Source organism: Pseudomonas sp. C9-3, from assembly GCF_032392015.1.
Lineage (GTDB): Bacteria > Pseudomonadota > Gammaproteobacteria > Pseudomonadales > Pseudomonadaceae > Pseudomonas > Pseudomonas nitroreducens.
The window spans coordinates 1481799-1504282 of the sequence record NZ_CP135919.1 but is presented as its reverse complement, the minus strand read 5'-3'; the positions used below and the strand labels follow the sequence as shown (position 1 = coordinate 1504282).

18 protein-coding genes are annotated in these 22484 nt (G+C 64.6%); 10 read left to right on the top strand and 8 right to left on the bottom strand.

Going from position 1 to position 22484, the window contains the following annotated elements; genetic code table 11:
* The first annotated feature begins 169 nt into the window (after positions 1 to 169).
* From RS899_RS06630 to cobA, 6 genes are all read left to right on the top strand, one after another.
* Positions 170 to 1381, top strand: coding sequence for a nitrate/nitrite transporter (locus RS899_RS06630; RefSeq protein WP_315809407.1), 1212 nt, complete (start codon positions 170 to 172; stop codon positions 1379 to 1381).
* A 152-nt stretch (positions 1382 to 1533) separates the two neighbouring features.
* Positions 1534 to 3204, top strand: a complete 1671-nt coding sequence (locus tag RS899_RS06625; protein ID WP_315809406.1) for a bifunctional protein-serine/threonine kinase/phosphatase — start codon at positions 1534 to 1536, stop codon at positions 3202 to 3204.
* Positions 3205 to 3476: 272 nt separating this feature from the next.
* Complete coding sequence (gene nirB, locus RS899_RS06620) at positions 3477 to 5927, top strand: nitrite reductase large subunit NirB (RefSeq protein ID WP_315809405.1); 2451 nt, start codon at positions 3477 to 3479, stop codon at positions 5925 to 5927.
* 56 nt (positions 5928 to 5983) lie between these two features.
* Positions 5984 to 6313, top strand: coding sequence for a nitrite reductase small subunit NirD (gene nirD, locus RS899_RS06615; protein ID WP_054907744.1), 330 nt, complete (start codon positions 5984 to 5986; stop codon positions 6311 to 6313).
* A 35-nt stretch (positions 6314 to 6348) separates the two neighbouring features.
* Positions 6349 to 9063 (top strand): molybdopterin-dependent oxidoreductase, encoded by a 2715-nt coding sequence (locus RS899_RS06610; RefSeq protein WP_315809404.1) that lies wholly within the window; start codon positions 6349 to 6351, stop codon positions 9061 to 9063.
* A gap of 36 nt (positions 9064 to 9099) precedes the next feature.
* Entirely contained in the window at positions 9100 to 9837 is a 738-nt protein-coding gene (gene cobA, locus RS899_RS06605; protein ID WP_315809403.1) for a uroporphyrinogen-III C-methyltransferase, read from the top strand.
* A 67-nt stretch (positions 9838 to 9904) separates the two neighbouring features.
* Here cobA and RS899_RS06600 read toward each other — a convergent pair whose 3' ends face one another.
* From RS899_RS06600 to ppsA, 8 genes are all read right to left on the bottom strand, one after another.
* The gene (locus tag RS899_RS06600) at positions 9905 to 10966 is read right to left on the bottom strand and encodes an OmpA family protein (RefSeq protein WP_054907747.1); all 1062 of its coding nucleotides are present in this window, start codon (positions 10964 to 10966) and stop codon (positions 9905 to 9907) included.
* 108 nt (positions 10967 to 11074) lie between these two features.
* Positions 11075 to 11665, bottom strand: a complete 591-nt coding sequence (sigX, locus tag RS899_RS06595; RefSeq protein WP_024765715.1) for an RNA polymerase sigma factor SigX — start codon at positions 11663 to 11665, stop codon at positions 11075 to 11077.
* Between the two features lie 73 nt (positions 11666 to 11738).
* Positions 11739 to 12563 (bottom strand): mechanosensitive ion channel family protein, encoded by an 825-nt coding sequence (locus tag RS899_RS06590; RefSeq protein ID WP_024765714.1) that lies wholly within the window; start codon positions 12561 to 12563, stop codon positions 11739 to 11741.
* Between the two features lie 2 nt (positions 12564 to 12565).
* Positions 12566 to 12814 carry a hypothetical protein gene (locus RS899_RS06585; RefSeq protein WP_054907748.1) on the bottom strand — a complete coding sequence of 83 codons (249 nt, stop codon included), beginning with the start codon at positions 12812 to 12814 and terminating at the stop codon, positions 12566 to 12568.
* Positions 12815 to 12868: 54 nt separating this feature from the next.
* Complete coding sequence (locus RS899_RS06580; RefSeq protein ID WP_315809402.1) at positions 12869 to 13867, bottom strand: zinc transporter ZntB; 999 nt, start codon at positions 13865 to 13867, stop codon at positions 12869 to 12871.
* A gap of 101 nt (positions 13868 to 13968) precedes the next feature.
* On the bottom strand, positions 13969 to 14457 hold the full coding sequence (rraA, locus tag RS899_RS06575; protein ID WP_315809401.1) for a ribonuclease E activity regulator RraA: 489 nt from the start codon (positions 14455 to 14457) through the stop codon (positions 13969 to 13971).
* Between the two features lie 96 nt (positions 14458 to 14553).
* Complete coding sequence (locus RS899_RS06570; RefSeq protein WP_315809400.1) at positions 14554 to 15528, bottom strand: alpha/beta fold hydrolase; 975 nt, start codon at positions 15526 to 15528, stop codon at positions 14554 to 14556.
* A 65-nt stretch (positions 15529 to 15593) separates the two neighbouring features.
* The gene (gene ppsA, locus RS899_RS06565) at positions 15594 to 17963 is read right to left on the bottom strand and encodes a phosphoenolpyruvate synthase (protein ID WP_054907752.1); all 2370 of its coding nucleotides are present in this window, start codon (positions 17961 to 17963) and stop codon (positions 15594 to 15596) included.
* 166 nt (positions 17964 to 18129) lie between these two features.
* Between ppsA and ppsR the strand changes: the two genes are divergently transcribed.
* The 4 genes from ppsR (at position 18130) to RS899_RS06545 (ending at position 22484) form a co-directional block, all read left to right on the top strand.
* Entirely contained in the window at positions 18130 to 18948 is an 819-nt protein-coding gene (ppsR, locus tag RS899_RS06560) for a posphoenolpyruvate synthetase regulatory kinase/phosphorylase PpsR (RefSeq protein WP_017516884.1), read from the top strand.
* 408 nt (positions 18949 to 19356) lie between these two features.
* On the top strand, positions 19357 to 20754 hold the full coding sequence (locus tag RS899_RS06555) for a DUF3300 domain-containing protein (RefSeq protein ID WP_315809399.1): 1398 nt from the start codon (positions 19357 to 19359) through the stop codon (positions 20752 to 20754).
* A gap of 10 nt (positions 20755 to 20764) precedes the next feature.
* Positions 20765 to 21658 carry a DUF2950 domain-containing protein gene (locus tag RS899_RS06550; RefSeq protein WP_315809398.1) on the top strand — a complete coding sequence of 298 codons (894 nt, stop codon included), beginning with the start codon at positions 20765 to 20767 and terminating at the stop codon, positions 21656 to 21658.
* Between the two features lie 283 nt (positions 21659 to 21941).
* Positions 21942 to 22484 carry an ATP-dependent zinc protease family protein gene (locus tag RS899_RS06545; RefSeq protein ID WP_054908497.1) on the top strand — a complete coding sequence of 181 codons (543 nt, stop codon included), beginning with the start codon at positions 21942 to 21944 and terminating at the stop codon, positions 22482 to 22484.

Below are 22484 nucleotides of genomic sequence, written 5' to 3'. Positions count from 1 at the left end.
ACCCAACCTACGACAAAGGCGTCGCATCCACACCCGCAGCTTGCGGTGGGTGGAGCGACGCCTTTTTCGTTTGCCCCGGCGCAGGGGCTCAGCAGGACCTTTCCCGAGCCCGGCGGCTGCCACGTGAGCGCCTGACCGGAGCCCTCAACCGTTGCTGATGAGGTGTTCGATGAACACGAGTTTCTGGAAAGCCGGCCATGCGCCGACCCTCTTCGCCGCCTTCCTGTATTTCGACCTGAGCTTCATGGTCTGGTACGTCCTCGGCCCGCTGGCCGTGCAGATCGCCACCGACCTGCAACTGACCACCCAACAGCGCGCGCTGATGGTCGCCACGCCTATCCTCTCCGGCGCCATCCTGCGCTTCCTGATGGGCCTGCTGGCCGATCGCTGGTCACCCAAGGCCGCGGGCATCCTCGGTCAGGTAATCGTCATCTGCGCGCTGTTCGGCGCCTGGCAGCTGGGCATCCACAGCCTGGAGCAGGCGATGATCCTCGGCGTGCTGCTGGGCATGGCCGGCGCCTCGTTCGCCGTGGCGCTGCCACTGGCCTCGCAGTGGTATCCGCCGCAGCACCAGGGCAAAGCCATGGGCATCGCCGGCGCGGGCAACTCCGGTACCGTGCTCACCGCGCTGTTCGCCCCGGCCATCGCTGCCGCCTTCGGCTGGCAGAACGTCTTCGGCTTCGCGCTGATCCCGCTGCTGGCCACTCTGCTGGTGTTCGCCCTGCTCGCCCGCAACGCTCCGGAGCGGCCGCCGGTCAAGTCACTGGCGGATTACCTGAAGGCCCTGGGCGACCGTGACAGCTGGTGGTTCATGTTCTTCTACAGCGTGACCTTCGGCGGCTTCCTCGGCCTGGCCAGCACCCTGCCCGGTTACTTCCACGACCAGTACGGCCTCGACCCGGTGACGGCCGGCTACTACACCGCCGCCTGCGTCTTCGCCGGCAGCCTGATGCGCCCGTTGGGCGGTGCCCTGGCCGACCGCATCGGCGGCATCCGCAGCCTGCTGGTGATGTACACCGTCGCCGCGATCTGCATCGCCGCCGTAGGCTTCCACCTGCCCAGCGCGGTGGCCGCGCTCAGCCTCTTCGTGGTCGCCATGCTCAGCCTCGGTGCGGGCAACGGCGCGGTGTTCCAGCTGGTGCCGCAACGCTTCCGCCAGACCATCGGCGTGATGACGGGCCTGATCGGCATGGCCGGCGGCGTCGGCGGCTTCTGCCTGACGGCCGGCCTGGGTGCGATCAAACAGGCCACCGGTGACTACCAGATCGGCCTCTGGCTGTTTGCCAGCCTCGGCGTACTGGCCTGGTTCGGCCTGCACGCCGTGAAGGCCCGCTGGCGTACCACCTGGGGCAGTGCGGCCGCTACCGCCGCGCGGGTCTGAACGATGCGCCCTTGTAGGAGCGAGCTTGCTCGCGAACCGCTTAACGCCCGAGTCGCCGGGAAATCCGTTCGCGAGGCCGATTTTGTTCCCGACAACATTCGGCATTCCCCACATCCCTGTGGGTCACAAGCTCGCTCCTACAGGTGTCGGCGATGACTTTGCTGATTTCCTTCGCCCAGGCCAGCGCCACCGGCCCGCGCGCCGAGAACCAGGACGCCCTGCGAGTGGTCACCCCGCCCGCCGGGCTGGCCGCCAGCAAGGGGCACCTGTTCGCCATCGCCGACGGCGTCAGCCACTGCGCCGACGGCGGCCTGGCCGCGCGCCTGACCCTGCAGGCGCTGGCCGCCGATTACTACGCGACTCCCGAGACCTGGGCCGTCGCCCAGGCTCTCGACCGCCTGCTGATCTCGCAGAACCGCTGGCTGCAGGCCAACGGCGGCGGCCAGCCGCTGCTCACCACCCTCACTGCGCTGGTCCTGCGCGGCCGGCGATTCACCCTTGCCCACGTCGGCGATTGCCGCCTGTACCGCTGGCACGCAGGCGTTCTGGATTGCCTGACCCAGGATCATGTCTGGGAACAGCCCGGTATGCAGCACGTACTCAAGCGCGCGCTGGGCCTCGACCAGCACCTGGTGGTGGACTACTGCGACGGCGAACTGGAAGCCGGGCAATGCTTCCTGCTGGTCAGCGACGGCATCTGGGCCGCCCTGGGTGACAGTGTCATCCAGCGCCTGCTGGAGGACGCACAGAGCCTGCAAGCCTGCGTCGACGCACTGGTCAGCGCCGCCCACCTGGCCGGCAGCCAGGACAACGCCAGCGCCCTGCTGCTGCAGGTAGACGAACTGCCGCCCGCGAGCCTCGGCGACGCCCTTGCCCAACTCGACTACTGGCCCGCAGCGCCAGCACTGAGGGTCGAACAGGAGTTCGAGGGCTGGCAGGTCGAAGGCAAGCTGGCCCAGTCCCGCCAGTCGCTGATCTATCGCGTGCGCGACCGGCAGAATCGTCCCTGGCTGCTCAAAACCTTGCCGCCAGCGCTGCGCGATTCTCCGGAAGCCGCCCAGTCGCTGCTGCTGGAGGAATGGTTCCTGCGTCGCGTGCAAGGCCGCTACTTCCCCGAACTGCACAGCCTGCCGCAGCGCCAGCACCTCTATTACGTGATGCGCGAGTATCCGGGGCAGGCGCTGGACGAGCAGCTGAAACTCAACGGCCCGCTGAACCTGCCCGACTGGCTCGACCTCGCCCAGCGCCTGCTACGTGGCCTGGGCCAACTGCACAGGCGCAACATCCTGCACCGCGACATCAAGCCGGAAAACCTGCATTGGGCCGACGACGGCGAACTGCGCCTGCTGGACTTCGGCCTCGCCTACTGCCCCGGATTATCGCAGGAAGACCCGCACGACCTGCCCGGCACCCCGAGCTACCTGGCGCCGGAATCCTTCCAGGGCGCGCCGCCGGATGCGCGCCAGGACCTCTACGCCGTTGGTGTCACGCTGTATCGACTGCTCTGCGGCCAATACCCCTATGGCGAGATTGAAGCCTTCCAGCATCCGCGTTTCGGCACGCCCGCACCGGCCAGCCGCTATCGTCCGGATATACCGGCCTGGCTCGACGACTGGCTGGCAAAGCTGATCGTCGCCCAGCCGCAACAGCGCTTTGAAACCGCCGAGGAATGCCTGCTCGCCCTGGAACAAGGCGAACGGCAGGCACCGGCGCGCCCGCGCTCCCTGCTGGAGCGCGAGCCGCTGAGGGTCTGGCGCGGCGTTGCCCTCGCCTCCCTGGCGATCAACCTGGGGCTGCTGCTCTGGTTGTTGCACCAGGGCTGAGGGCGCACCAGTTCGGCCCAGAACGCATCACCGCAGTGCAGCAAAAACGACGATTCGCCGGGCGATCTACCTGAAAGCCCCGGAAACCGGAGATCGAGCAAGTTGGCACAGCCCCTGCAATAACCGTTTCAACAATCTACAAAAGCGCGTCCCTCAACGAAGAGGCTCGCACTTCCCGATCGAACGGGACTTGGACAAAGGCGTCCTCGCTGGGTAACCGGCGGGACGCCTTTTTTGTTTTCCGTGATTTTTCCCTGACGCGGAGCCCTGACATGAAAAAGCTCAAGCTCGTACTGATCGGCAACGGTATGGCCGGCGTACGCACCCTCGAAGAACTGCTGAAGATCGCGCCCGACCTCTACGACATCACCGTGTTCGGCGCCGAGCCCCACCCCAACTACAACCGCATCCTGCTCTCCCCCGTGCTGGCCGGCGAGCAGGCCTTCGAGGACATCGTCCTCAACGACCTCAACTGGTACAGCGAGAACGGCATCCGCCTGCTGCTCAACCGCAAGGTCACCCGCATCGACCGCCATCGCCGCAAGGTGTACGCCGAAGATGGCACCGAGGCCGAGTACGACCGCCTGCTGATCGCCACCGGCTCCAACCCCTTCATCCTGCCGGTGCCAGGCAGCCGCCTGCAGGGCGTGATCGGCTACCGCGATATCGCCGACACCCAGACCATGATCGACACCGCCGGCACCCACAGCCACGCGTTGGTCATCGGCGGCGGCCTGCTCGGCCTGGAGGCGGCCAACGGCCTCAAGCAGCGCGGCATGGACGTCACCGTGGTGCACCTCTCCGACTGGCTGCTGGAACGTCAGCTGGACCGCACTGCCGGCAAGCTGCTGCAGGAAGCGCTGGAATCGCGCGGCATCCACTTCCGCCTGAACACCCATACCGAAGAGCTGATCGATGACGGCAGCGGCCGCGTCTGCGCTATCCGCTTCAAGGACGGCGAAGTGATCGCCGCCGACCTGGTAGTCATGGCCGCTGGCATCCGCCCCAACACCGAGCTGGCAGAAAAAACCGGGCTGCCCTGCAACCGCGGCATCCTGGTCAACGACACCCTGCAGACCTATGACCCGCGCATCTACGCCCTGGGCGAATGCGCCAGCCACCGCGGCATCGCCTACGGCCTGGTGGCGCCGCTGTTCGAGCAGGCCAAGGTCTGCGCCAACCACCTGGCCATGCTCGGCTTCGCCCGCTACCAGGGTTCGGTGACCTCCACCAAGCTCAAGGTCACCGGCATCGACCTGTTCTCCGCCGGCCAGTTCATGGGCGGCGAAGGCACCGAGACCATCACCCTCTCCGACCCCATCGGCGGCGTGTACAAGAAGCTGGTGATCAAGGACGACGTGCTGGTCGGCGCCTGCCTGTACGGCGACACCGCTGACGGTGGCTGGTACTTCCGGCAGATCCGCGAGAACCACAACGTCGCACAGATCCGCGACCACCTGATGTTCGGCGAGAGCAGCCTCGGCGACGTCGGCCACCAGGGCCAGAACAGCGCGGCAAACATGCCCGACACCGCCGAAGTCTGCGGCTGCAACGGCGTGTGCAAGGGCACCATCGTCAAGGCGATCCAGGAGAACGGCCTGTTCAGCGTCGACGAGGTGAAGAAGCACACCAAGGCCGCCAGTTCCTGCGGCTCCTGTGCGGGGCTGGTGGAGCAGATCCTGATCAGCACCGTGGGCGGCGCGGCGGACGTGAAGCCCAAGAGCGAGAAAGCCATCTGCAGCTGCAGCGACCTCAACCACGGCCAGGTGCGCCAGGCGATCCGCGAGCATCACCTGATCACCCTGGGCAGCGCCATGCGCTTCATGGACTGGCGCACCTCGGACGGCTGCGCCACCTGCCGTCCGGCACTCAACTACTACCTGATCTCCACCTGGCCGGGCGAGGCCAAGGACGATCCGCAGTCGCGCCTGATCAACGAGCGCGCCCACGCCAACATCCAGAAGGACGGCACCTATTCAGTCGTTCCGCGCATGTGGGGCGGCGTTACCAACGCCGCCGAGCTGCGCCGTATTGCCGACATCGCCGACAAGTACCAGGTGCCCATGGTCAAGGTCACCGGCGGCCAGCGCATCGACCTGCTGGGCGTGAAGAAGGACGACCTCCCGGCCATCTGGAAGGAGCTGGACATGCCCTCCGGCCACGCCTACGGCAAATCCATCCGCACCGTGAAGACCTGCGTGGGCAGCGAGTTCTGCCGCTTCGGCACGCAGAATTCGACCCAGCTGGGCATCGATCTCGAGCACGACCTGTTCAACATGTGGTCGCCGCACAAGGTCAAGCTGGCGGTCTCCGGCTGCCCCCGCAACTGCGCCGAGGCCGGTATCAAGGACATCGGCATCATCGGCGTGGATTCGGGCTGGGAGCTGTACATCGGCGGCAACGGCGGGATCAAGACCGAGGTGGCGGAGTTCTTCGTCAAGCTCAAGACCGCCGACGAAGTCCGCGAGTACAGCGGCGCCTTCCTGCAGCTCTACCGCGAGGAAGCCTTCTACCTCGAGCGCACCGTGCACTACCTGCAACGGGTCGGCATGCAGCGCATCAGGAAGGCCGTGCTCGACGACGCGGAGAACCGCCAGGCGCTCAATGCGCGGCTGCAATTCTCCCTGTCACTGGAACAGGACCCATGGCAGGAGCGCATCGCCCAGCAACCGCTGAAGAAGGAATTCGAACGGATTCCGCTCAAGCAGCTGGAACCCGCCTGAGTGCCCGCCGGGCCTCGCCATCGGGGCCCTTACTACCCGATTGCCGGAGACACCCCATGAACTGGTTCGACATCTGCGCCCTGGACGACATCAACCCGCTGGGCTCGCGCGTCATCGCCGGCCCCCAGGGCGACATCGCGATCTTCCGCACCTCTGACGACGAAGTCTTCGCCCTCGATGACCGCTGCCCGCACAAGGGCGGCCCGTTGTCCCAGGGCCTGATCTACGGCAAGCGCGTGGCCTGCCCCCTGCACAACTGGCAGATCGAGTTGGAAAGCGGTGAAGCCGTGGCTCCCGACCAGGGCTGCGCCCATCGCCACGAGGCGAAGGTCGAGGATGGCCGCGTGCTGCTAGCCCTGCGCGGCGACCTCGCCCACTGCGCGTGATTTCCCGTGCTTCTGATTCAGAGCGAGGCTGCGCCATGACCAACAACCGTCGCACCACCGCATCTACCTGCTGTTACTGCGGCGTAGGCTGCGGCGTACTGATCGAACACGACGACGAGCGCATCCTCGGCGTGCAGGGCGACCCGCAGCATCCAGCCAACTTCGGCCGCCTGTGCAGCAAAGGCTCGACCCTGCACCTCACGGGCGATGAAGATGCCCGCGCGCAGTTCCCCGAGCTGCGCCAGGGCAAGGGCCTGGCTCGTAGCCGAACAGACTGGGATACGGCGCTGGAACATGCCGCTGGCGTTTTCGCCGAAACCATCCGCGAGTACGGGCCGGATAGCGTGGCCTTCTATGTGTCCGGCCAGTTGCTCACCGAGGACTACTACGCCTTCAACAAGCTGGCCCGCGCGCTGATCGGCACCAACAACATCGATAGCAATTCGCGCCTGTGCATGTCCTCGGCAGTGGTCGGCTACAAGCGCAGCCTGGGCGCAGACGCCCCGCCCTGCAGCTACGCGGACATCGAGCTGGCCGACTGCGTGATGATCGCCGGCAGCAACATGGCCTACGCCCACCCCGTGCTATTCCGCCGCCTGGAAGAGGCCCGCGCGCGACGCCCGGAGATGAAGCTGATCGTCATCGACCCGCGCGTCACCGACACCGCCGAGCAGGCCGACCTCCACCTGGCCATCCTGCCCGGCACCGACGTCGCGCTGTTCCACGGCATCCTGCACATCCTGCTCTGGGAAGGCTGGATCGACCGCGATTTCATCGACGCCCACACCGAAGGCCTGGATGAGCTGAAAGCCCTGGTGCGCGACTATGGCCCGCTGGCCGTGGCGGAAATCTGCGGCATCAGCGTCGACGACCTGCAACGCGCCGCTCAGTGGATCGGCCAGGCACCATCCTTCCTGTCGCTCTGGTGCATGGGCCTCAACCAGTCCAGCGCCGGCAGCGCGAAGAACAGCGCCCTGATCAACCTGCACCTGGCTACCGGGCAGATCGGCCGCCCCGGCGCCGGCCCCTTCTCGCTCACCGGCCAGCCCAACGCCATGGGTGGCCGCGAGACCGGCAGCCTGTCCAACCTGCTGCCCGGCCACCGTGACGCCGCGAATGCCGAGCACCGAGCGGAAGTCGCCGCTTACTGGGGAGTCGAAAAGCTCCCGGAAAGTCCCGGCCTGAGCGCCATCGAACTGTTCGATGCGGTCCGTGACGGCCGCATCAAGGCCCTGTGGATCGCCTGCACCAACCCGGCCCAATCACTGCCGGACCAGACCCGCGTGCGCGAAGCCCTGGCCGCCTGCCCATTCGTCATCGTCCAGGAAGCCTTCACCACCAGCGAGACCTGCCAGTACGCAGACTTGCTGCTGCCGGCCGCCAGTTGGGGCGAGAAGGAAGGCACGGTGACCAACTCCGAGCGCCGCATCAGCCACGTGCACTCGGCTGTTCCGGCCATTGGCGAGGCGCGGGCGGACTGGAATATCGTCTGCGATTTCGCTCGGCGCCTGGAGCAACACCTGCGTCCCGGCGAGCCCAGCCTGTTCGATTTCACATCACCGTCCACGCTGTTCGACGAATACAAGCTGCTAACCCGTGGGCGAGACCTCGACCTCTCCGGCATCGACTACGCGCTGCTGGACACCCATGGTCCGCAGCAGTGGCCCTTCCGCCCTGGCGCGCTACACGGTACCGAGCGCCTGTATGGCGCCGGACAGTTCCCCACTGCCAATGGCCGCGCCAGGATGATCGCCGAGCCCTATCGCGCACCGAAGGAAAAGCGCGATGCGCGCTATCCGCTGATCCTCAACACCGGCCGCTTGCGCGATCAATGGCACGGCATGACCCGCACCGGCACAGCGCCGCAACTGTTCGGCCACGTCGAAGAAGCCGTGCTCGGCCTGCACCCGGACGAACTGCGCCGCCGGCGCATCAGCGACGGCCAACTGGTCCGTCTGCACAGCCGCCGCGGTGAACTGGTGCTGCCGGTGCAGGCAGACGAGCGTTTGCGCCCCGGCCAGGCCTTCCTGCCTATGCACTGGGGCGACCGCTATCTCAAGGGGCTCGGCATCAACGTCCTGACCCTGCCTGCCGTGGACCCACTATCACGCCAACCCGAACTGAAACACGCCACGGTCGAGGTCAGTCGCGTCGAATTGCCCTGGCAGTTCTTCGCCTTGGTGGAAGGCGAGGTGCAGAAGCGCTTCGATGCCTTGCGCCCGCTGTTCGAAGAACTGCGCTACGCCAGCTTCAGCCCCACCGGCCGCGAGCGACCGGCACTGGTGATCCGCGCTGCGCACGTTGAGGCGCCCAGCGCGGAGTGGCTGGCCCGTATCGATGCTCTGCTCGGTCTGGCCGATGGCCCGGTGATGGCCTATGACGACCCACGCCGCACCGTCGGTAAACGCGTGCGTATCGAACAATCACGAATTGTCTCGCTGCGCCTGGCCGGCGAAACCGCCGCTCGCGCCTGGCTGCGCGAACTGTGGAAGGAAGGCCGCGCCGACCAGGAACTGCGCCGCTGGCTGCTCGCCCCGCTCAGCGCCGCACCTGGCAAAGCCAGCGGCGCGATGGACAAGACCCTGTGCAACTGCCTGAACGTCAGCCAGAGCCGCATACAGGCCGGCATCGACAAGGGCCTGGATCTGGAAGGCCTCAAATGCGAACTCAAGTGCGGGACCGCCTGCGGCTCCTGCGTACCGGAAATAAAGCGCCTGCTGGCCCGCAAGCCGCTGGCGGCGACCGCCTGAACCAAGCCGCGAAGACGGCAGCCTGAGGAGAACGACATGAGTGGAAAAGTCTGGCTGATCGGCGCCGGTCCGGGTGACCCCGAGTTGCTGACCCTGAAAGCCGTGCGCGCCATGGCTCAAGCCGAAATAGTACTGATCGACGATCTGGTGAATCCGGCGGTATTGGATCACTGCCCGTCGGCTCGGGTGATTGCCGTCGGCAAGCGCGGCGGCTGCCGCTCTACACCGCAGGACTTCATCCAACGCCTGATGCTGCGCTACGCAAGCCAGGGGCGCCGCGTGGCGCGCCTGAAAGGCGGCGACCCGTGCATCTTCGGCCGTGGCGGCGAAGAGGCAGACTGGCTCAAGGCACGGGGAATCGAGTGCGAACTGGTCAACGGCATCACCGCAGGACTGGCAGCCGCTACCCAATGCGGCATTTCCGTGACCCTGCGCGGCGTCAGCCGTGGAGTGACCCTGGTAACCGCCCACACTCAGGACGATAGCCCGTTGAATTGGCGAGCCCTGGCGGAAGGCGGGACAACCCTGGTGGTGTACATGGGCGTGGCGAAACTGGCTGAAATCCGCGACGGGCTGCTCGAAGGCGGCATGGCTGCCTGCACGCCGGTGGCGATGATCGAGAACGCTTCCCTGCCCGCCCAACGCGAATATCGCAGCCAGTTGGGCGACATGCTGGAAGACGCCCAGCACTTCGCCCTGAAGAGCCCGGCAATCCTGGTGGTCGGCGAAGTTGCAGCCGCTGCGCAGCAGGCAATACTGGCCTGTAGCGCCTGAGCCTTACTTTCCTGCAGGCAAAGAAAAACCCGGCCTAGGCCGGGTTTTTCTCAGGAGCTCGGACCGATTACTGCTTGGCCTGGGCTTCTACTTCGGCTTCTACGCGGCGGTTAACAGCGCGGCCTTCGGCAGTTGCGTTGTCAGCAACCGGACGGGACTCACCGTAACCAACAGCGTTTACGCGGCCGCCTTCAACACCGTACTCGTTGACCAGTACGTCACGAACGGCGTTAGCACGACGCTCGGACAGTTTCTGGTTGTAGGCGTCGGTGCCGACGGAGTCGGTGTGGCCTTCAACGGTGGTGGAGGTGGACGGGTACTGCTTCATGAAGTCAGCCAGGTTTTTGATGTCAGCGTAGCTGTTCTCTTTAACCTTGGACTTGTCGAAGTCGAACTTCACGTCCAGCTGAACGCGAACGACTTCAGCCACAGCCGGGCAGCCGTTGGCGTCAACGGTGACGTTAGCCGGGGTGTTCGGGCACTTGTCGACGTTGTCGCAGACGCCGTCGTTGTCGGAGTCGGAGCAGACTTCAGCAACCGGCTCGGGAGCCGGGGCCGGCTTGGCGCCGCCACCGAAGTTCATACCAACGCCCAGGCCTGCCATCCACTCGCCCTGGTGACCGTTGTCACGCTTCTCCAGGCCGTACTGACCGTCGAGGCTGGCTTTGGCGTAGAAGTTCTCGGTGAAGTAGTACTTCAGACCGGTACCGACCATGGCCATGGTCAGGTTCTGACGGCCACCGTTGTCGGAGTTGATGTTGGTCAGGCTCTGGTGGCCAACGCCGGCGGAAACGTACGGACGCAGGTTGCCAGCACCCGGAGTGCCGAAGTGGTAGATGGCGTCCAGAGTGCTCAGGTTGCCATGGACCTTCTTGTTGCCGGTCTCGTAGGTGCCACGTACGTCGTGGTACTCACCGTAGGACAGAGCCAGCTCGACGTCGTCGGTCAGGAAGTAGCCGACCGAGCCGCCGTACAGGTCGGCGTTCTTCATGTTGCGGGTGCTGTCGGTGAAGTAGCGCTTGCCGAAGGCTTCGACTTCGACGGCGCCCTGGCCTTGAGCGAACGCGTTGACAGCGGCGGTGGCGATCAGCGAGCCAACTACGACGCCTAAGGTGTTCTTCAGTTTCATCCGTTAAATCCCCATCTTGGTGGTCAATAAGTTGTCCAACCATAGGCCGTACAACTTGGGTGGCAAGTTTATCAGAACTTCCCAAACAGAGAGACAATATTTCCCCGACTAAGATTCCGTCACATTGGAAAACTTTTCTCTCATTCGATCGAGTGCACGCTTGTAGCGCATTTTCGTGGCGCTAAGCCCCATGTGCATGATATCGGCGATCTCCTGGAACTCCAGTTCAGCTACAAATCGAAGGACTAGGATTTCCCGATCAATGGGATTGACATGAACTAGCCAGCGGTCTAGCCCACCCCGTTCTTCGACTTTCGGAGACTTCTCTTCAGATGCCTCCTCGACTGGATCCAGACTCAGCGCATCAAGCAATCTGCGTTTGCGCCGCTCCTTCCGATACTGGGTTATGCACTCGTTGTAAGTGATGCTGTACAGCCAGGTCTTGAACTTCGATTTGCCCTCGAAGTTCTTCAGACCATACAACACCTTGAGCATGACCTCTTGACACACATCATCGGCGTCCCGGTCGTTGCCCAGGTAGCGCGCACAGACGTTGAACAGCGTGCGCTGGTAGCGGCGCATCAGCTCTTCATAGGCCCGTGTCACGTGGTAAAGCTCCTCGTGAGAACGCTCCACCAGCTCCTCATCGGTGAGCTGGCGCGGGTCATAGCGCAAGGACAATGATTGCGGCTTGTTCAAGTCGGGTCGGGCCAGGTCAAGTCAGCGTCCGGCGCGGCTTTCGGTAAGCCGGACCGGCAATCGGTCATCATCTTCAGCGACTGGTCACACGCTGATCGAGCAGGATGCGGTTGGCGATCGACACCAGCTCACCCTCGTCTGTCAGCAGGATAGTCTTGATGGTACCAATTTCCTCGATGATGCCTTCGACATCCGCCACTTTCACCTGTTGTCCGACCTGATACAGCTCCCGCACGTAGATCCCCGCGATAATCTGCCCCGCCACTTCGCGACTGCCCAGGCCCAGCGCTAGCGCAGCGGCCAGACCGATAGTGATCAGCACGATGGCGATGATGTAGTTCAGCAGGTCGGTCTTCACCTCGAGCTGGCCGATGGCGACCGAGATGCTGATGATGATGACCAGCCACTGAGCGACACGACCCAGGCCGTTGGAGTATTCGAGGCCGACGCCATCCGCAGCGCCACGCACCAGGCTGTTGGCCAGTTGGGCGAGCAGGATGCCGACGATCAGCACGAGTGCTGCGCCGAACACCTTGGGCAGGTACAGCGCGAGCATGTCCAGAGTCGCCGAGACACGCTGCAGGCCCAGGGACTCCGCGGCAGAGACGAGGAACACCAGCAGCACGAACCAGTAGATGATCTTGCCGATCAGGGTCGAAACCGGCACCTGGATCCCGGCGCGCGACAGCAGCTTGGTCAGGCCGGTACCCGCCATCAGGCGGTCGAGGCCGAGCTTGGCGAGCAACTTGGAAAGCAGCGCGTCCAGCAGCTTGGCGACGACGAAGCCGAGCAGCACGATTACCAGGGCGGCGAGCAGGTTCGGGATGAACCCGGCCAGCTTGCCCCACAGGGTGTTCATCGCGGTGAGCAGGCTTTGCGTCCAGATGTCGAATTGCATGTTCAGTCGGCCTTGTCAGCGGAAGGGGCGGAATTCTGCGCGTGGCGCGAGACGGGTGCAAGGTGTGCGGCGCCACGGCTCACGCCGATGGAAAGGGCCTGGAACCAGTGCCCAATCAGGCTGAACAGATCGCCCGCGCCCACCTGGCGGTTGGCGGTCTTGAGCACGCGGTCCAGGCGCGAGTTGTCACCCGGCTGTTCCGGGGGCATTCGCAGCAGATCGCGCAAGGATTCTTCAAATGGGTCGTGCATACGCACCTCGCCTGTGTGAGGTGCTTGACGCCCCCACCACCTCGAAAGTCACACCTAGAGCCAACGCAGGCGGCGGAAGATCCACCATTGGAATGTCGCCAGACCACCGATCAACAGGCAGGCAGCGACGAACCCATAAGGCGCATCCGCACCCGGAATGCCACCGACGTTGATGCCCAGGAGCCCGGTCACGAAGCTCATGGGCAGGAAAAAGCCGGTGATGATACCAAGCAGGTACATGGTGCGGTTCATTCGCTCGGTAATTCGACGATGTTCGGCTTCCTGGATCAGGCTGATGCGCTCTCGGACAAGCTCCAGTTCTTCCAGGTTGCGGGTCAGGCGGTTGTATAGCTCGTTCCAGTAGTCGGCGTCGTCGGCCACCGTCCAGGACAGCTTGAACTTGACCATCTGCGAGTAGATCTCCCGCTGGGGCGCCAGATATCGCCGCAGGCCTGCGGCACGTCGACGCAGGGTGCGCAACTGATGCTGGTCGGGAATGCTGCGCTCGTCCTCCTCGATGGCTTCTTCCATGGCGTCAAGCTGATCGGCCAGGCCGCCGATCAGGGTGTCCACGCGATCGGTGAGGTAATGGGCCAGGTAGAGAACGACTTCCGACGCGGTCTTGGGGCCACGCCCCGTATCCAGGTCAGTGCGTAGGTCAGCCACGGCCTTGAGCGGACGCAAGCGCAGGGAAATCACGCGTTGCGACTCGGCATAGACCCGCAGCGAGACCATGTCCTCCGGAACTGCACCGGGATTCAGGTTCACCCCGCGCAGGAACAGCAGCAGGCGCTCGCCGCCCAGGTCCACCAGGCGCGGGCGTGTCGCCTCCTCCAGCAGCAGGTCGCAGGCGAACTCGTTAAGCCCACTGGACTCGCGCAACCAGGCCTGGGCTTCGGGCACACCGCGATCCCAGTGCACCCAGAGGCTTTCCTCGGGCTTGAGGTCCAGCAGCGGCAATTCGCTACGGGTGATCCGCCGACCGCCACCATGGCCATCCAGCACGAAGCCGTCGATCAACCCGCGTTCCGTGCCGCTTTCGTACTGCTGCATGCCCTCTCCCCTCGCTCCAGATCGTGTGAACGCAGCCCCATGAAAAATGCCGGAAGCTTCCGCTCCCGGCATTGACTCGAAACCTTGTGGGAAGGTTCGAATTATTCCGGCATTTTCAAAGCTTTAGGCGAAACGATGATGCCGTTGTTGTCGGCATAGACGAAGTCGCCTGGGCGGAAGGTGATGCCGCCGAAGGTCACGGCGACGTTCAGGTCGCCGATGCCGCGCTTGTCGGTCTTCATCGGGTGGCTGGCCAGTGCCTGCACGCCCAGGTCGGTCTGCGCGATCACGTCGACGTCACGGATGCAGCCGTACACCACGATGCCTTCCCAGCCGCTCTTGGCAGCTTTCTCGGCGAGCATGTCGCCCAGCAGCGCGCGACGCAGCGAGCCGCCGCCATCCACCACCAGCACCTTGCCCTTGCCATCCTTCTCGACCTGCTCCTTGACCAGCGAGTTGTCCTCGAAGCACTTGATGGTGACGATCTCGCCACCGAAGGAGTCCCGCCCGCCGAAGTTGCTGAACATCGGCTCGACGACCTGGACCAGCTCCGGGTAGGCATCGCACAGATCGGGGGTGACGTAATGCATGGAGACGCTCCTCTTGATGAAATCCGGCAGGGTTTCAGGCCCGGATGTGACCGAAAGCCGCAATGGCGTCACAGTCTACTCCCTGCCACGCCAAGCTCAAGCCTGCGCCAGAGCGCCCTGCCCCGCTGGCAGGCAACCGTGCTCCAGCCAATGCTGCAGCTGTGGCCAGACTTCGCGCTGGGCGCCCTTGCTGATCAGCATGTCAACGTGGCCGAAATCCTCGGAGAAGCCTTGACGACGCCCCAGGTGCAGATATTCACGCACCTCGGAGCCAAACTGCTCCAGTAGCTTGCGGCAGGCCCAGGCAGGGTCCTGGATGTCGCCATCGGAGCCGATCGCCAGAACGGGCACGGAGACTTTCTGCAGCCCGGCCCACCAGTCATTGCCCTTCTCGCCGAAACGGCCGAACAGGCTGTACCAGTGCAGGGCCTCCAGCGCCAGTCCCAGCGGCTCGTCCTCCGGCCCACGCTTGAGTCGGGCCCCGGACAGGCCGCCCATGCGCTTGAGCAGGAACCGCCCGCCCCATGCCACAGGCGGCAACTTCAGCGGCCAGTAGGTACGGCTGACCTGGCTGCCGCAAAGCGCCGCACTGGCCGCTTGCTGATCATCCAGGTAGCCGCCACCCAGGGCGGCGGCGAGAGTCACGCCGCCCAGGGAGTGGCCGAGCCAATGCGGCACCTGGCCACTCTGCTCGACCACAAAATTGGCGATGGCCGGCAGATCGAAGCGCGCGTAGTCGGCGACCCGATTACGGTCGTAGTCCTCGTTGCGCGGCGAAAGGCCGTGGCCACGCATTTCCGCGATCCACACGTCGAAGCCGGCACGCGCCAGATGGGCGCCCAGGCCAATGCCCTTGGGTGAGTACCAGAAGCGGCGGTTGGAAAAGCTGCCATGCAGCAGGATCACCGGCACACCCCGGCGCCCGTCGGGGCGCCCCAGGCGGGTGACGGCCAGCTCGACGCTGGAGTCCGGGCTGTTGTTGGGCTTGAGGCGGTAGACGTCCTCGGTGAGGTCGCCCCGCAATTCGGCGCTCACGAGCGCGACGGGAAATAGTTGACTGCTGCTTTGCATGGAATCGCTTGCACAAAAAAGGGCGGGTGAAATCACCCGCCCTTCTCAGGATGGTAAGGGAAACGTCAGGACTGGCCTTCGGCGAGGAAGAACCAGGTATCGAGGACTGAGTCGGGGTTCAGCGACACGCTCTCGATGCCCTGCTCCATCAGCCACTTGGCGAGGTCCGGGTGGTCCGACGGGCCCTGGCCGCAAATGCCGATGTACTTGCCGGCACGGTTGCACGCCTGGATGGCGTTGGACAGCAGCTTCTTCACGGCCGGGTTACGCTCGTCGAACAGGTGCGCAACGATGCCCGAGTCACGGTCCAGGCCCAGGGTCAGCTGGGTCAGGTCGTTGGAGCCGATGGAGAAGCCGTCGAAGAACTCGAGGAACTCGTCGGCCAGCAGGGCGTTGGACGGCAGCTCGCACATCATGATGACGCGCAGGCCGTTCTCGCCACGCTTGAGACCATTGGTGGCCAGCAGATCGACGACCTGGGAGGCTTCGCCCAGTGTGCGGACGAACGGCACCATCAGCTCGACGTTGGTCAGGCCCATCTCGTTGCGGACCTTCTTCATCGCGCGGCATTCGAGCTCGAAGCAGTCACGGAAGGATTCGCTGATGTAGCGCGAGGCGCCACGGAAGCCGAGCATCGGGTTCTCTTCTTCCGGCTCGTAGAGCTTGCCGCCGATCAGGTTGGCGTATTCGTTGGACTTGAAGTCCGACAGGCGCACGATGACTTTCTTCGGCCAGAAGGCAGCGGCCAGGGTGCTGACACCTTCGACCAGCTTCTCGACGTAGAAGCCGACCGGATCGTCGTAACCGGCGATGCGCTTCTCGACGCTTTCCTTGATGTCCGCCGGCAGGCTGGCGAAGTTCAGCAGCGCCTTGGGGTGCACGCCGATCATGCGGTTGATTATGAATTCCAGACGAGCCAGGCCCACGCCTTCATTCGGCAGTTGGGCGAAGTCGAAGGCGCGGTCGGGGTTGCCGACGTTCATCATGATCTTGAACGGCAGGTCGGGCATGGCATCTACAGAGTTCTGACGGACGTCAAAGCCCAGCTCGCCCTCGTAGATCAGGCCGGTATCGCCTTCCGCGCAGGACACGGTCACACGCTGGCCATCCTTCAGCGCCTGGGTGGCGTTGCCGCAGCCGACGACGGCCGGGATACCCAGTTCGCGGGCGATGATCGCAGCGTGGCAGGTACGACCACCACGGTTGGTGACGATGGCGCTGGCGCGCTTCATCACAGGTTCCCAGTCCGGGTCGGTCATGTCGGAGACCAGCACGTCGCCCGGCTGGACCTTGTCCATTTCCGAAACATCGTGGATCACCTTCACCGGACCGGCGCCGATGCGCTGGCCGATAGCGCGGCCTTCGACCAGGACCTTGCCTTTTTCCTTGAGCAGGTAGCGCTCCATCACGTTGGCGCTGGAACGGCTCTTCACGGTTTCCGGACGGGCCTGCACGATGTACAGCTTGCCGTCGTCACCGTCCTTGGCCCACTCGATGTCCATCGGACGCTCGTAGTGCTTCTCAATGATCAGGGCCTGCTTGGCCAGCTCGGTCACTTCGGCGTCGGACAGGGCGAAGCGGGCGCGATCAGCCTTCTCCACATCGACCACCTTGACCGATTTACCGGCCTTGGCTTCGTCGCCGTAGATCATCTTGATGGCCTTGCTGCCCAGGTTGCGACGCAGGATGGCCGGGCGGCCGGCTTCCAGGGTCGGCTTGTGTACGTAGAACTCGTCGGGGTTCACCGCGCCTTGCACCACGGTCTCGCCGAGGCCGTAGGCACCAGTGATGAACACCACGTCACGGAAACCGGATTCGGTATCCAGGGTGAACATCACCCCGGCGGTGCCGGTTTCCGAACGAACCATGCGCTGCACGCCGGCGGACAGGGCGACCAGCTTGTGGTCGAAGCCCTGGTGCACACGGTAGGCGATGGCACGGTCGTTGAAGAGGGAGGCGAAGACTTCCTTGGCCGCGCGGATCACGTTGTCCACGCCGCGGATGTTCAGGAAGGTTTCCTGCTGGCCGGCGAAGGACGCATCCGGCAGGTCTTCGGCGGTGGCGGAGGAACGCACGGCCACGGCCATGTTGTCATTGCTGCCGGCCATTTCGGCAAATGCCTTGCGGATCTCGGCATCGAGGCGCTCGGGGAACTCGGCGTCCATCACCCACTGGCGGATCTGCGCGCCGGTCTTGGCCAGGGCGTTGACATCGTCCACGTCCAGGGCGTCGAGCGCCGCGTGGATGCGATCGTTCAGGCCGCTCTGGTCGAGGAAGTCACGGTAGGCCTGGGCGGTAGTGGCAAAGCCACCCGGTACGGAAACGCCGGCACCGGCGAGGTTGCTGATCATTTCGCCCAGGGATGCGTTCTTGCCCCCCACATGTTCGACATCGTGGACGCCGAGCTTATCGAGGGAAACTACGTACTCTACCAAGGTGATCTCTCCACTAAGTGTTGGAAAAGGTCATACGAGTCGGAGCGGCCCCACCCTTCTGGCCGGAGCCGGAAAAATGGGTGAGAATGCCCCGGCAAAGGGCCTTGCAAACGTGGGGCCTATCATAACCAGGATTCGATCCTACCTAATAAGGCCCGCAGCGCACATGAAACGAACTGCATTCTTCATTTCCGACGGCACCGGCATCACTGCCGAAACCCTCGGCCAGAGCCTTCTGGCGCAGTTCGAGAACATCAACTTCACCAAACTGACGCGACCTTACATCGATACCGAAGAAAAAGCGCGCGTCATGGTACAGCAAATCAACCGGGCTGCGGAGGCGGACGGGGCAAGACCGATCATCTTCGATACCATCGTCAATCGTGAGATCCGTTCGGTCCTTGCGCAATCCAACGGTTTCATGATTGACATCTTCTCGACCTTTTTGTCCCCGCTCGAGCAAGAATTATCCTCAGACTCGTCGTATTCCGTCGGAAAATCCCACAGCATCGGCCATAACCCGCACTACATGGAGCGGATCGATGCGGTGAACTTCGCCCTCGACAACGACGACGGCGCCCGCACCCACTACTACGACAAGGCCGACCTGATCCTGGTCGGCGTCTCGCGCTGCGGCAAGACACCCACCTGCCTCTATATGGCCCTGCAATACGGCATCCGTGCGGCCAACTACCCGCTGACCGAAGAGGACATGGAGCGCCTGCAACTACCCAATGCGCTCAAGCCCTACAAGCACAAGCTGTTCGGCCTGACCATCGACCCGGACCGGCTCACCGCCATCCGCCACGAACGCAAGCCCAACAGCCGCTACGCCAGCTTCGCCCAATGCGAGTTCGAAGTCCGCGAGGTGGAGAACCTGTTCCGTCGCGAAAACATCGCCTACATCAATTCCACGCACTTCTCGGTGGAGGAAATCTCCGCGAAGATCCTGGTGGAAAAAGGCGTCGAGCGTCGCCTGAAGTAATCCCCCGGAGACTCATCGCCTCTCCGCTCGACGGCCGGTCATACCGGCCGTTGATCTTTCGGCAGCTTCTCGCCGCTGCGCCTATCATTCTCCAGACCCACGAATTACCCGTGACCTATGTCATGGGGGCGGGCATTCCACTGCAACGGCACAGGAGAGCGCCATGCGAGAATGTCAGTACCTGGTTCTGGTCGTCTTGCTGGCACTGTCGGGTTGCGATTCGGATGAACCACCCAAAGCCAAGGCGGCCAACCCGAGCCCCCCGCCAACACTCAGCCCGCCGCCGTGCCAGCGCCGCCCCCGGCCCAGGCTGCTGCGCCCGCGCAACCAGCCGCCGCACCTGCACCTGCCCCAGCCCCTGCAGAGCAACAGTCCCAGGCCGTATTCACCCCTGAGCAACTGGACCAGATGCTCGCGCCCCTGGCGCTGTATCCCGACTCTCTGCTGGCGCAGGTGCTGATGGCGACTACCTACCCCGGCAATGTGGCCGACGCGGCAGCATGGTCGAAGGCGAACCCCAAAGTCAGTGGCGACGACGCCGTGAAGCAGGTGGCAGATCAGCCATGGGACCCCAGCGTCCAGTCGCTGGTTGCCTTTCCACTGGTGCTGGCGACACTGGGACAGGACCCGGCCTGGGTACAGCGGGTCGGCGATGCCTTCCTGGCCCAGCCTGATGCGGTGATGGACGCCATCCAGCGCCTGCGTCGCCAGGCCCAGGCCGCCGGCAATCTGCAGTCGAATGAGCAGCAGACCGTCACCGTCAAACCGGCGCCGCCGGCTCCCGCTCAGCCCGCGCCCAGCGGTGGTACCGCGGTTGTGCAGCAATCGGCGCCGGCGCAGACGATCATCATCGAGCCGGCCAATCCGCAGGTGGTCTACGTCCCCAGCTACAACCCGACGCAGGTCTACGGCACCTGGGCCTACCCGTCGAGCCCACCGGTCTACTACCCGCCTCCGCCCGAATACCCGGTAGCCACTGCACTGGCGACCGGCCTGGCATTTGGCGCAGGCGTCGCCATCGTCGGCTCGCTCTGGGGCGACTGCGACTGGGACGACCACGAGATCGACGTGGACGTGGAGCATTACAACAACTTCAACAGCAACCGGAACGTCAACGTCAACCGCGACTTCAACAGCAACCGCACCGTCAACGGCAATCGCACCGCTTGGCGCCATGACCCGACCTACCGCAACGGCGTGCCCTATCGCGATACCCGCAGCCGCGAGCAGTACAACCGCCGGCTTGCCGGTGGCGAGCAGCGCGAGGCCATGCGCGGCTTCGACTCGACCAAGGCACAGGAGCGCTCGCGCGCACGGGAAAGCCTGGCGCAGCGGGGAGTCGCACCGCCTGCGAACAATCAGCAGGCACGTGAGCGCGCCCAGGCTGCGACCCGCGATCTGCGCGACAACCCGCAGGCCCTCCAGCGTGCGCAGCAGGCCAACCGCGAACCGCGTGACGTCAATCAGGCCCGCGAACGCGCGCAGAACGCCACCCGCGAGCTGAAGAACAACCCCGAGGCCCGTCAGCGCGTGCAGAACGTGGCGCAGAACCGCAACGCACAATCCCAGCAGCGACCGAGGGCGCAGAACAACCAGAAAATTCGTGAACAGGCCCGCCAGCAGCACGCCCGTACCCAGGCTCCACGCAACAACGCCTTCGCCGGCGCCAACAATCCGCGGCAGACCCGCGAGCTCGCCAACCGCGGCCAAGTCAGCCGCGCTGCTGCCAGCCGCCCGCAGGCGGCACGCGCCGGCCATGCCGTACAACGACCTGCCCGCGCGCCTCGTGGCGGCGGACGTCGATAGGAGACGAGTCATGCATATCGCATCGCGCCTGCTGGCGCTCGCCCTCCTGAGTTCGTTGCCCGGCGTCCTGCTGGCGCAGGAGTCCTTCCCCACCCCGGAAGCCGCCGCCGACGCCTTCATCGCCGCGCTCGGCACCGAAAAAGCCGATCCGGAGCGCCTCGCTGCCCTGCTCGGCAATGACTGGCACAACTACATCCCCACCGAAGGTATCGACCGCGACGAGGTGGACGCCTTCCTCGCGCACTATCGGGACAAGCACGAAATCCACAAGGACAACGCCAAGCGCGCGCATCTGGTGGTGGGTAACGATCCCTGGACGCTGCCCCTGCCCATCGAGCAGGAGAAAAAAGGCTGGGCATTCAACGCCAAGGCCGGCGGCGAGGAAATCCGCATCCGCCGCATCGGCCGCAACGAGGAATCGACCCTGGAAGCCGTGCAGGCCTACCACGATGCGCAGATGGACTTCGCCGAGGTCGACCGCAACGGTGACGGCATCCTGGAATACGCACAGAAGTTCGTCAGCAGCGACGGGCAACACGATGGCCTGTACTGGCCCGAGGAAGAAGGTGGCGAGGAGAGCCCGCTCGGCCCGCTGTTCGGCGACGAACTGCCTGGTGACGGCTGGCACGGCTACCACTACCGCATCCTCGCGGCCCAGGGGCCATCGGCACCGGGTGGCGCCTACGACTATAAGATCGGCGGCAGGATGACTCGCGGCTTTGCCCTGATCGCCTGGCCGGTGAAGTACGGCGACAGCGGTGTCATGAGCTTCATGATCAGCCACGACGGCGAGATTTTCTCGAAGAACCTCGGCCCGGAGAGCGGCAAGATCGCCATGAAGATGAGCCGCTTCGACCCGGACAGCAGTTGGACCGAAGTCACTGCGCAGGAAGAAAAACCCTGACGCCCTGAACCCGTCCGGCCTTCCTGCGGTCGGACGGGGCGGGGAAAGTCTGCCACTCGCCTCGCTGCTCGGCAGGTACGCGCCGACCTGTTATGAGCCTGAAACAAATACCCTGCCAAGGCGCCAACCGACTGTCGCCAGCGAAAAACCACATGATAGAATTCGCCGCGCTATTGCCTGGCGTCACCAGGCCCCGCCGGCCGGCATGCCGGCCACAGCCACATGGGGTGACGACCGGGGCGTTTCTTTTCAAGGCTTTGCGGCCACTCACTCATCAAGGCCCATGAGACTCAAGCCCACAGCCCTGCTCCTCTTCCTGAGCATCTTCCTGCTTCCCGGCATCAGTGCCGCTGCCGGCAAGACCGTCTATGGCCTGAACGAATACGCGCGGATCAACGACCCGGACATCGAACTGGCCGCCAAGCTCGATACCGGCGCCAAGACCGCCTCCCTCAGCGCCCGCGATATCAAGCGCTTCAAGCGCGACGGCGAGACCTGGGTGCGCTTCTACCTGGCCACCGACACCGCAGACAGCCAGCCCATCGAGAAACCCCTGGCGCGCATCAGCAAGATCAAGCGCCGCCACGGCGACTACGACCCCGACGAAGGCAAGGCCTATACCGCGCGCCCGGTGATCGAACTGGAGCTGTGCATGGGCAAGGCCCTGCGCACCATCGAAGTGAACCTTACCGACCGCAGCGCCTTCCAATACCCGCTTCTGATCGGCTCCGACGCGCTCAAGCGCTTCGGCGCCCTGGTCGACCCGAGCCTGAAATACGCTGCCGGCAAGCCCGGCTGCCAACCCGTAGCGAAACCTGCCGAGTAA

Excerpts from the sequence above, each read along its gene's own strand:
- RS899_RS06630 (WP_315809407.1), top strand. The coding sequence starts at position 170 with ATGAACACGAGTTTCTGGAAAGCCGGCCATGCGCCGACCCTCTTCGCC.
- RS899_RS06625 (WP_315809406.1), top strand. The coding sequence starts at position 1,534 with ATGACTTTGCTGATTTCCTTCGCCCAGGCCAGCGCCACCGGCCCGCGC.
- nirB (WP_315809405.1), top strand. The coding sequence starts at position 3,477 with ATGAAAAAGCTCAAGCTCGTACTGATCGGCAACGGTATGGCCGGCGTA.
- nirD (WP_054907744.1), top strand. The coding sequence starts at position 5,984 with ATGAACTGGTTCGACATCTGCGCCCTGGACGACATCAACCCGCTGGGC.
- RS899_RS06610 (WP_315809404.1), top strand. The coding sequence starts at position 6,349 with ATGACCAACAACCGTCGCACCACCGCATCTACCTGCTGTTACTGCGGC.
- cobA (WP_315809403.1), top strand. The coding sequence starts at position 9,100 with ATGAGTGGAAAAGTCTGGCTGATCGGCGCCGGTCCGGGTGACCCCGAG.
- RS899_RS06600 (WP_054907747.1), bottom strand. The coding sequence starts at position 10,966 with ATGAAACTGAAGAACACCTTAGGCGTCGTAGTTGGCTCGCTGATCGCC.
- RS899_RS06590 (WP_024765714.1), bottom strand. The coding sequence starts at position 12,563 with ATGCAATTCGACATCTGGACGCAAAGCCTGCTCACCGCGATGAACACC.
- RS899_RS06585 (WP_054907748.1), bottom strand. The coding sequence starts at position 12,814 with ATGCACGACCCATTTGAAGAATCCTTGCGCGATCTGCTGCGAATGCCC.
- RS899_RS06580 (WP_315809402.1), bottom strand. The coding sequence starts at position 13,867 with ATGCAGCAGTACGAAAGCGGCACGGAACGCGGGTTGATCGACGGCTTC.
- rraA (WP_315809401.1), bottom strand. The coding sequence starts at position 14,457 with ATGCATTACGTCACCCCCGATCTGTGCGATGCCTACCCGGAGCTGGTC.
- RS899_RS06570 (WP_315809400.1), bottom strand. The coding sequence starts at position 15,528 with ATGCAAAGCAGCAGTCAACTATTTCCCGTCGCGCTCGTGAGCGCCGAA.
- ppsR (WP_017516884.1), top strand. The coding sequence starts at position 18,130 with ATGAAACGAACTGCATTCTTCATTTCCGACGGCACCGGCATCACTGCC.
- RS899_RS06555 (WP_315809399.1), top strand. The coding sequence starts at position 19,357 with ATGCTCGCGCCCCTGGCGCTGTATCCCGACTCTCTGCTGGCGCAGGTG.
- RS899_RS06550 (WP_315809398.1), top strand. The coding sequence starts at position 20,765 with ATGCATATCGCATCGCGCCTGCTGGCGCTCGCCCTCCTGAGTTCGTTG.
- RS899_RS06545 (WP_054908497.1), top strand. The coding sequence starts at position 21,942 with ATGAGACTCAAGCCCACAGCCCTGCTCCTCTTCCTGAGCATCTTCCTG.